Here is an 8,476-nt window from a genome sequence, read left to right on the forward strand (position 1 = left end):
TTGAAGGCGCGCTTTCAACTCGTAGTCCAAGGCGATGTTGATGAAGAATTTCACGCTGCGCTGTTTTGATCGTTTCAGGTTCTTCAAGCTGTAGCGGACATCCTCCTGCGCAATCGCTCGGGCCTCTGCCGTTTGTCGCCGCTGCTCTTCGCTTGGCTTGGGCAGCATCTGCGCCGATGGTTTATCGACTGGCAGGACCGGCTCGTTGCTCGGCGCATTGGGGTTCTCATCCAATTTTGATTCCGGCTTGCGGGATGCGATGGAGAAATCCTTGATGTCGAGAACGGATTTGCTCATGCGGCGCCCTGGAGATCGGCCGCCGTCCTACGCTGCTCGATCTCATCTACCAGTTGATAAACTTCAAGCCGGGCCTTACGAACAGGATCACTGAGATCCTGCATTTGCAAGGTCCCGAGGCCGTTCTGGATTTCGCGGTATATGTTGCGTTCGAAGAGTTCGGTGTCGAGGAGGCCTGTCCGGTACTCGGCCGCAACCAAGCCAGCCACAAACGGTCGGATGTACCGATAGGCTTCGAGATTTCGGCCCGGCACGGAAATCCGCGTCCTGACATTGAAATGGGTGATCGAAAGGCCGTATCGGTCGTTGATCTCATTGACGGCCGCCACGGCTTGGCCCGCCGCCTCCAGTTCCTTGATTGCCGGCTGGATTGGTGAAATCACCAGTTCGGCCGAGCGGATGATGGCTGTCTGCAATGAACTGTCGATGCCCGGTGCATCGATGACGACGAGATCGAATGCCTTACCTAGATTGTCGATGGCCTGCTCGATCGAGCGTTGCGTCGATGCCTGGGTGAGTTCGATATTATCCGGGACATTGGCTTTCTCGGCGCATAGCCGCCACCAGCCTGACAGGTTTTGACGGTTGTCTGCATCTACAAGAAGAACCCGCTCGCCGCGAAGGGCATATTCCCCCGCGATCAACGTGACGAGCGTGGTTTTTCCAGCCCCGCCTTTGTTACTCACTGCCGCATAGGTTCTCGGCATCTGGCCGCCTCCGCACGTGGTGAAGATGGCCGCATCATGGACCGCGAGCAGGGAGTGAGGCAAGCAAAAAATGAACACATCATGTTCATATCCTAAAATTGTCGCTGTCCAAGCTATAAGCGCTTGGCACGATGCGGAATATATTCCGCATCCCATCGATCGACAGCGCATCTGTAGCGATGCAAGATACGTTACGGACCTAAAAACAGTTGCTACATTCTTAAACAACATTGTTTTCCAATTGCTGTGTAGATGTGGACCACACAAGCGCGCTTCAAATGAGGGTTGAATGTGTTGGCGGGCGCAGCATCAGCGCAACACTTCCGAGGCCACTCCAAGGGAAATCATTTGAGGGGCATTGGGCTGAAATAATGTTACCGATACAGTAAAAAAAATTGGCAGGATACGCAATTTTGTGATACAAATTTGCTGACGATCGACGGACGAGCCGTCGATGGGCCTGCGGCCTGTTTCGAGGAGGTGCCGATGAGCCCGTCTTCAGCGCCCCAGATCGTGCCGGTGATCGGCCCCGAGCGGAAGTCAAGGGTGGTCCATGCACGGTTTGGCGCGACCGAGATCAGCATGATCGAGGCGGCGGCAAAAGCAGCCGGCCTGACCGTTTCGGCTTTCGTGCGGTCGCTCACATTGGAAGGGGCCGGCGTACGTCCGTTCCTGACTGACGCCGATCGAGCCGTGCTTGGCCTGCTCTTATCAGAGGTGAGGGCGGTTGGAGTAAACCTCAATCGGCTGGCGCGAACTGCAAACCGCCGGGGGTCCCCTGTCGGGGAGGAAACGAGATTTGTCGGTGATGATGTTCACCGGGTGCTTGCCGCGGTGCTGCTCGAACTGAAGTCCTATGCAGAGCGAGGTGCACGTTTCCGCAGCGGTAAACGCTGATGGAGATCTTTCTCGGAGCATTCACGGCAGAATGGGAACAACGCAAAGCCGCCTTCCTTCACGACCTGTCGCTCGGCCGGCGCCCGTTCGAAGACGATGACGAACGGCGCCGCCGGAGCGGCTCCGTCGCAGCGGCTCAAGGGGCAAGAGGGTTGAAGGTCAGGGGGTTCCTGCTTGGGCACACGTATTCCAATTTTTCTTGCCGGAGCGGCGCTCGCCGCCCGGCCGACCGGCCAATGCGGGCACGATTTGCTGGACTTGCCGCGGGTAGCCAGCCGGCGGTTGTGAAGATGGCATCGTTCGGTGGCGGCGCACGGCTCGGCGCCATGATCAACTACGTCTCTCGCAACGGAGAGGTCGTGGTAGAGAACGAACGCGGCGACCAGCTTCGCGGCAGGGATCAGCTCTCTGCGGTCGGCGGTGAGTGGGATCATCTTATGAAGAACCGAGCCGAAAGCCGCGACATCGGCCTGTTCAAGATCTCTATCGGGCACGCCGCCGGCGCCGACGGTGAATTCTTCGAACGAGGTCGCGAGATCGTCAGCTACGCTCTGGGCGGCCGAGCATTCGCTTTTGCCGTTGCCGAACAAACCGATGCCACAGGCTTCGAAATCCAGGGTGTCGCCGTGCTCCGCGACCGGCACGGCGAACGGCTGACAGGCGACGACAAAGCGACGACCATCGTGCAGAAGCGGTTGGAGGCGGCGCGGAGTGGAGAGCGCGACATCCGGTTCCAGTTCACCGGTTATGGTAATGGCACAGACTACGGAGCCAGCCGTGTTCGCAGGCTTGTCGAAAACTATCCAGGAAGGGTACAGGACGAGCAGGGGCGGCCGGTCATGGACGCTAGGCGGGCCGGCGAACTTGTCCAGCAGGAATGGCGAGACCAGCTTCACAGCCGAAAACCGCGCGACGTGATGCACCTGATCATATCGGCACGGGCAAGCACCGATACCGTTGCGTTTCAGGATGCTGCGCGGGATTTTCTCGGCAGCCAATTTGGCGGACATCGTTACGCATTTTCGCTGCACGATGCGTCCAGCGATCCAAAGGCTGAGGCCGCGGGCGGCAAACGTCCCCACGTCCACGTGCACGCGATTGTCGCGATGCGATCGGATGCCGGCGACAGGATCGAGACTACGATTCCCGCCTTTCGGCAGTGGCGACTGGCTATGGCCGAGAAAGCGCGTGCACACGGCGTCGACATGGAAATGACCGATCGCCGTGATCGCGCGAGCCCACCGAGCTATACCAAAAACCAGGTTCGCCCACTGAATACAATCGGTCGCACCGTATATGAGGGAACGACCCAGGCTGCGGATTTCCGTTATAGGTCGAAACGTGCCGATGTCCCCTTCCGAGCTTCCACCGCGCGCAGCCAGATCTATATGCAAGCTGCCCGGGAAGAATGGAGGAATGTATTGAATTACGGTGCTTTCCAGATTCGACCTGATTTTGTCAACGCGCAGATAGCGCGTCTTGAGGATCGAAGAAGCTCTACCGCAGTGGTGAGTCGCAGCGACAGAGACGCCACAAATTCTGCTTCGCAATTTCGAACACAGTTGGTAAAGTTGTCTGAGCTTGTTTCGGAGGGTGAAGACATGCACCATATGACAAGGTCGGAGTTCGGGGCCTACGAGAAGCGCGTCGAGACGGCGCTTTTCCAGGCCGAACGCGCCATATCGTCGGATAACCGGAAGGACTTCGAGGAGATCGCTGCGGCAGCACGGGAACACGTGGCTGCGCGGCGTGAACTGATGGAGTTTACCGAAGAGCAGACGTCGAAACTGCCCGCGCCGAGAGAGAGTTTATCTCGAACCGCTGATCGCGAAGACGAGCAACGGCGATGGAGTGACGCCGTGGAGCGGCATGGCATTGATGCGGCTGCAGCGGCCAACAAGGCTCTGGTCGATATCGAACGGGTTCGAGGCGCCATTGAACAGCTGCATGGGCGTGAGCAAATCGATGACGGTGCGCGGACCTTGAAGGAGGAGTTGCGCCTGCAACTGTCCAAGGCAGCAGAACTCGGTGCGAGCGGCAATGCGTTGATCCGCGACGCCGCAGAAATGGACGCTGAACTCAAGTCTGCAATTCTGAACGCCGAGCGAGAGCGCCGATTTGCGGATCGAGACAAACGGGAGGGGTCCGGGGCGACCGATGCCGCGGCGAGGCCCGCTCGCAACGATGCAAAAGATAGCGTGGTCCAAGATCGCGTAACGGTCGGGGGAGCATCGGCGTCAGAGCGCGAAGCTGCAAGGACGGAAGTCGAGGGAAGCGGTGACACGACGAAGGAGGATCCCGCCAAACAGCACGTGCCCCGCCTTGAGGAGTTGCAGCGACAGGCGGAACACGATCGGGACGACCGTGAACGGTGAGGTGATCATGTGTGACCGTGACAAACGGATTTTCGTTGAAGAGCACTCCCGCTCTAACGAAGGTTGGGCTAAGGTCTGTGGAGTGATATTCGTTGCGATCATGGCCATCGGCATTCTGGATCACGCGCTCACGTCTGCATGGCTTATGATAGCCAGATGGTTTCAGTGACTTTTAGGGCTCATTCCACAAGCGATGTCTGCGGATTCCGGAGCGATCAGCCGAGTGGTGCTCCCGGACGGGAGCGCGCTCCTTTGATTTCCGTTCAAGCCTCGGTTATGTTCCCGCTCGGGAGCGCGATATGGCACGCAAGCAGAGCCAATCAAAAGACAAGATAGTATAGAATGAGTTGCGAGCGAGCGCAAATGTCGCGCAAGATCTCGCACGACGTCTCGCAGCTGTCCCTGCGCCTGTAGAGGCCCTCAAAAACATAAGTGAAAACATCCCGACCGACAGCAGTCTCGCCAAGTCGGCTCCGTCGGCTGCCGAGATCGCCAAGCGGTTTCGCAGGCGAGCGCCGTGCGTGAGGTCATGCGAGACCTCAGCGGTTCTCTCTCAAAGATCGATGTCGAACTGCCCGATATTTCGCAGCGAATTCAGGCGTCACTGCCGCTCACTCTTGACGACTGTCATCCCGAGTAGGGCCATCAGCCGAAGAGAAGCAGATCAACACACCCGAAGATCTCGGACGGATGGTGCGCCACGCCCGTGAAGAACGCCGGCTTACCCAGCAGGCTTTCGCAGATCTCGCCGGCGTCGGTCGCCGGTTCATTTCCGAACTCGAAAACGGCAAGACGACACTGGAATTCGACAAGGTCCTGAAAGTTGCCCGCGCCGCCGGCATTTCGTGCTCGCGCGAGACCGCTGACGCCGATGGTCGGAATGGGGCTGGAAGCATTCGGACCGGCGTCATGCCTTGGGCATAGAGCGCGCTCCGCTCAACGAGCGGATGGCCCAAACGGCGCGGACGATCTTTGCGAGAGACATTCGTGGTGAAACGTTCGCATCCGCGCGGCCTCAAAAAGGTCGGATCGCCTACCCGATCACGGTCCAGAACAAGAAACGAAGATCCCAACGGCCCTATGCCGGCGTCGCCCACGGGTTCACGAGTGCCACTCCCATGTCTTCGAAGTCCTTGATGTTACGGGTCACCAGCGTCATATGTCGGGTGAAGGCTGTCGCTGCAATATAAGCGTCATTGATCGGTTTGGGATGGGGCACATGCCATTGGGCGGCCTTGACGGCTGCCGCCTCGTCCAGCGGCAGGATACGGCCTGAAAATGCTGTGAGGACTGTTTTTTCCAGCCAGTTGCGCAACACCTTCCCGGCGGCGACATCTTTGTGCTCCACCAGCCGGACGCCAATCTCCAGCTCATGCAGAACCACGGACGAAATAAATGTTTCGGCCGGATCGACGGTCTCGTTCCAGGCAACGACACTGGAGTCAGCCCTGCCGGTAGCCACCTTGCGCAGCTCGGACACGACGTTCGTATCGAGCAGCAACATCAGGACAGATCGACCGGCTGGGCGTGTTCCGTGCGTGGCGGCAGCGGCAAGTCAACATCTTCCGCTCCTGGCGCGGCCAGCATGTCACCGAGCGTCCGCATTTTACCGGTAAGCCTCTTGTACTCCTCGAAAGATAAGAGGACATGCGCGGGCCGGCCCCTGTCGGTGATGATGACAGGCCCGTCCTTGGCGGCACGCTTTGCGCGACCAAGATCGTGATTGAGTTCACGGCCCGAAAGTGTGGTGATGATCACGACCAGCCTCAACGTTGGTGGTTACGTAACTACATTTAATCCACAGAAGCTTAAATTGCAAGAAGCGGACTCACGCGCTCCGGCGAAATGCCGAAAAAAGGGGCGGTTGGCAGCTCGTGTGTCGCGAGGACGAAGCCCCCTATCCGGAGGAGTTCAGGGGCAGGTTCAGAAAGACCAATCGGCCCGCTTCAGCGGGCTCAGACATCGCATCCGACCGGAATGGAGGTGCGAAACCTCGCATCCAGGCGGAATGGTTTCTCAAATGCCATGGCGTCGCTGTCTTCCAGGATCAGCAAGAAGATTACGTCCCCGGCTTAGGCTCGTCCAGAGCGTCGTCTTCATCATGGGCTGGTGCTCGCGCGGTGGCGATGGCAGATCTTACCACCTTCTCCAGTCTTGATATCTCATCTTCCGAAAGCTCCTTGAACAGGTCTTTCTTTGTATTCGATATGCCACCATTCTGAAGACATAGGCGTACGAACAATGATGCCTTTCGGTTTGGCATATCAATGACCTTGTTCAGCGCCTTGTAACCAGCGTCAAACTCAGTGATGTAAGCGATCTCTTCTTTGAGGTCCTTTTGAACGGTGTCCTCGATCTTTTTGTAAATGAACTCGACGTGCTCGGTGGCATCGAAATAACGGAACAAGTGGTCGGTCTGGTTCTTGACCACAATGTTGTAGTCTTGATCCCACGCCCACGCCGTTCTTTCCATTACAGGCTTGGACAGATTTTCGAGCGTCGCATCATAGCCGCGAACATCTCGCACGATGGCAGCAGAAATGGGGAACAGAAAATTGGGAGGAGTGAAGCCTTCGCGTGAAAGGATATTATGCATCAGGAAACGGTGAATTCGACCGTTCCCGTCTTCGAATGGATGAAGATAGACAAAAGCGAAGGCTATTACGGTAGCAGCAACGACGGGGTCTGGGCACCCACGAAGCTTTTTCGTCACCTCACTCCACTGGGCCATAAGGTCGTTGATGTCCTCAGGCTTCGGGCAAATGAAATGTACTTTCTCCTGATCTGGGCCTATGTTTTCGCCGACGAAGTTCTGAAAGTCCCTGAAGCCGTTGGCCGCGTAGCGCTGGTCGACAATGACGTTTTGCAGACTGATTATGTCGCTGACTTTTGCGGGATCGAACGATGCAGTCCCACGCAGCGCCGCCAGAAACCGCTCCGCCTTCTGTGCTGTCGGTTCTTCCCGTTCGATCTCAAAAGACGATTTCGTCTCTTTCGTGAAGAGGTACTGTATGGCGCGTTCCAGGACTTCAGGTTGCGCGTTGTTAACGATGTCCTGGGCGCGGGCGTTCAAGGCAGAAGACCGATAATCTTCTATCAGTTGGGTGGGTTTGACGGTGAAGCACATACCAGGCACTCCCAGCATGTTATCAACCACGCGGTGGCGAGATGAATTACTTCCGTCTGATGTGACGTTCAGTTCCTTGTTCAGGGCGTCTACGTAGCTGCCAGCCGTCGTATCGGGCAGGTCCAACCTCTTGCCAGTGAACCACTCATAAAGGAACCAGGCACGTCTCGAAAAAGCTCCGGTTGGCTCGTCCCGCACCCAATCTTCGATTTCGTGAGGGTCCACTACCTGCATTGTCGCGGCAATGGTCCCCATATCGAGTGTTTCGTTTTTGAGTGCAAACTTCAGGTGCCCGACGGGATTGTCCGGCGGTGCATATATCATGGGGTATTTTTCGGTAACTCGCCGCCCGTCGATGATTGTTCTTCTGGACGTCGGTCCACACCAAGACTCTACAGAGGGCGGAATTCCATCGATACCGAGATGATGATATAGTGCGTTTTGGCCGACGCGGATTTCTGTCATATGCACACCTAAGCCAAAAATGGCTAATTTTGATCGACTAAGTATGCCGAGCGGCGTGAAAAAATGCAACAAAATAGCCGAAATCGTCCTAATACGCCAAAAAACGTTAACTCGTGCCGAAAAACGTTGAGAAATGCCCTCGTTCCGTCAAAAAATAAAACTTGGTTGAAGGCGGTGGAAATTATCTCGGTGATTGTATCTATCTCTGTTGCACAGAATAGCGCTTTTGTTTATGGCTTTGCGATTGGCATCGATCATTCAAGGGTTAGATGCCACTCAAGACGCAGATCGACCCAGCAATATCGGCTCCCGTTCCCGTGGAAATCACGTCAGCAGCGGTCGAAATGGACGCGCCAGACGACGTAATATCGTCCGGGATGATGTCCTGGGCGAGAGCATCGGCATGATGGACCGGCGTCTGGGCAATGTTCGACTGTTTCGCCGTCAGCAGGCGCATCGATCCCTGCAGCAAGAATTCGAAATGCTTCGAACTGATAGTCATGCCATCCCCTCATAGACCATCGCGTCCAGCGTCAGAGGCATGCCGAGATCGAGGCGAACCTCGCCGCGCATCGCCAACTGCATGACCGCCGTGAAGATCAGGTTCG

The 8,476-nt window shown here is 56.9% G+C and carries 9 protein-coding genes; 3 read left to right on the forward strand and 6 right to left on the reverse strand.

Going from position 1 to position 8,476, the window contains the following annotated elements:
• Both MOV63_RS31445 and MOV63_RS31450 read right to left on the reverse strand, forming a co-directional pair.
• Positions 1 to 297: hypothetical protein (locus tag MOV63_RS31445; RefSeq protein ID WP_247039642.1), on the reverse strand; the 297-nt coding region annotated here is incomplete at its 3' end.
• Entirely contained in the window at positions 294 to 1,004 is a 711-nt protein-coding gene (locus MOV63_RS31450; RefSeq protein WP_247039644.1) for a ParA family protein, read from the reverse strand. The genes MOV63_RS31445 and MOV63_RS31450, both read right to left, overlap by 4 nt.
• A 486-nt stretch (positions 1,005 to 1,490) precedes the next feature.
• Between MOV63_RS31450 and MOV63_RS31455 the strand changes: the two genes are divergently transcribed.
• The 3 genes from MOV63_RS31455 to MOV63_RS31465 all read left to right on the forward strand — a co-directional run bounded on the left by MOV63_RS31455 (position 1,491) and on the right by MOV63_RS31465 (position 5,200).
• Positions 1,491 to 1,901, forward strand: coding sequence for a plasmid mobilization protein (locus MOV63_RS31455; RefSeq protein WP_247039646.1), 411 nt, complete (start codon positions 1,491 to 1,493; stop codon positions 1,899 to 1,901).
• Entirely contained in the window at positions 1,901 to 4,276 is a 2,376-nt protein-coding gene (locus MOV63_RS31460; protein WP_247039648.1) for a conjugal transfer protein TraA, read from the forward strand. The genes MOV63_RS31455 and MOV63_RS31460 overlap by 1 nt, the downstream gene beginning before the upstream one ends.
• 663 nt (positions 4,277 to 4,939) lie before the next feature.
• On the forward strand, positions 4,940 to 5,200 hold the full coding sequence (locus MOV63_RS31465) for a helix-turn-helix transcriptional regulator (protein ID WP_293409962.1): 261 nt from the start codon (positions 4,940 to 4,942) through the stop codon (positions 5,198 to 5,200).
• Positions 5,201 to 5,354: 154 nt separating this feature from the next.
• Here the strand turns inward: MOV63_RS31465 and MOV63_RS31470 are convergent, their stop codons facing one another.
• From MOV63_RS31470 to MOV63_RS31485, 4 genes are all read right to left on the reverse strand, one after another.
• Positions 5,355 to 5,780, reverse strand: coding sequence for a type II toxin-antitoxin system VapC family toxin (locus MOV63_RS31470; RefSeq protein WP_247039650.1), 426 nt, complete (start codon positions 5,778 to 5,780; stop codon positions 5,355 to 5,357).
• Positions 5,780 to 6,034: a type II toxin-antitoxin system Phd/YefM family antitoxin gene (locus MOV63_RS31475; protein ID WP_247039651.1), complete on the reverse strand. Its 255-nt coding sequence runs from the start codon at positions 6,032 to 6,034 to the stop codon at positions 5,780 to 5,782. The genes MOV63_RS31470 and MOV63_RS31475 overlap by 1 nt, the downstream gene beginning before the upstream one ends.
• Before the next feature lie 301 nt (positions 6,035 to 6,335).
• Positions 6,336 to 7,868 carry a Fic family protein gene (locus MOV63_RS31480; protein ID WP_247039652.1) on the reverse strand — a complete coding sequence of 511 codons (1,533 nt, stop codon included), beginning with the start codon at positions 7,866 to 7,868 and terminating at the stop codon, positions 6,336 to 6,338.
• A 265-nt stretch (positions 7,869 to 8,133) separates the two neighbouring features.
• Complete coding sequence (locus MOV63_RS31485; protein ID WP_247039653.1) at positions 8,134 to 8,370, reverse strand: hypothetical protein; 237 nt, start codon at positions 8,368 to 8,370, stop codon at positions 8,134 to 8,136.
• Positions 8,371 to 8,476: the final 106 nt, after the last annotated feature.

The organism is Neorhizobium sp. SHOUNA12A, from assembly GCF_023006505.1.
Lineage (GTDB): Bacteria > Pseudomonadota > Alphaproteobacteria > Rhizobiales > Rhizobiaceae > Neorhizobium.

What these genes read in the sequence shown, in the direction of transcription:
- MOV63_RS31480 (WP_247039652.1), bottom strand. Translation starts at nt 7,868, where the DNA reads ATGACAGAAATCCGCGTCGGCCAAAACGCACTATATCATCATCTCGGT.
- MOV63_RS31455 (WP_247039646.1), top strand. Translation starts at nt 1,491, where the DNA reads ATGAGCCCGTCTTCAGCGCCCCAGATCGTGCCGGTGATCGGCCCCGAG.
- MOV63_RS31450 (WP_247039644.1), bottom strand. Translation starts at nt 1,004, where the DNA reads ATGCCGAGAACCTATGCGGCAGTGAGTAACAAAGGCGGGGCTGGAAAA.
- MOV63_RS31470 (WP_247039650.1), bottom strand. Translation starts at nt 5,780, where the DNA reads ATGTTGCTGCTCGATACGAACGTCGTGTCCGAGCTGCGCAAGGTGGCT.
- MOV63_RS31460 (WP_247039648.1), top strand. Translation starts at nt 1,901, where the DNA reads ATGGAGATCTTTCTCGGAGCATTCACGGCAGAATGGGAACAACGCAAA.
- MOV63_RS31485 (WP_247039653.1), bottom strand. Translation starts at nt 8,370, where the DNA reads ATGACTATCAGTTCGAAGCATTTCGAATTCTTGCTGCAGGGATCGATG.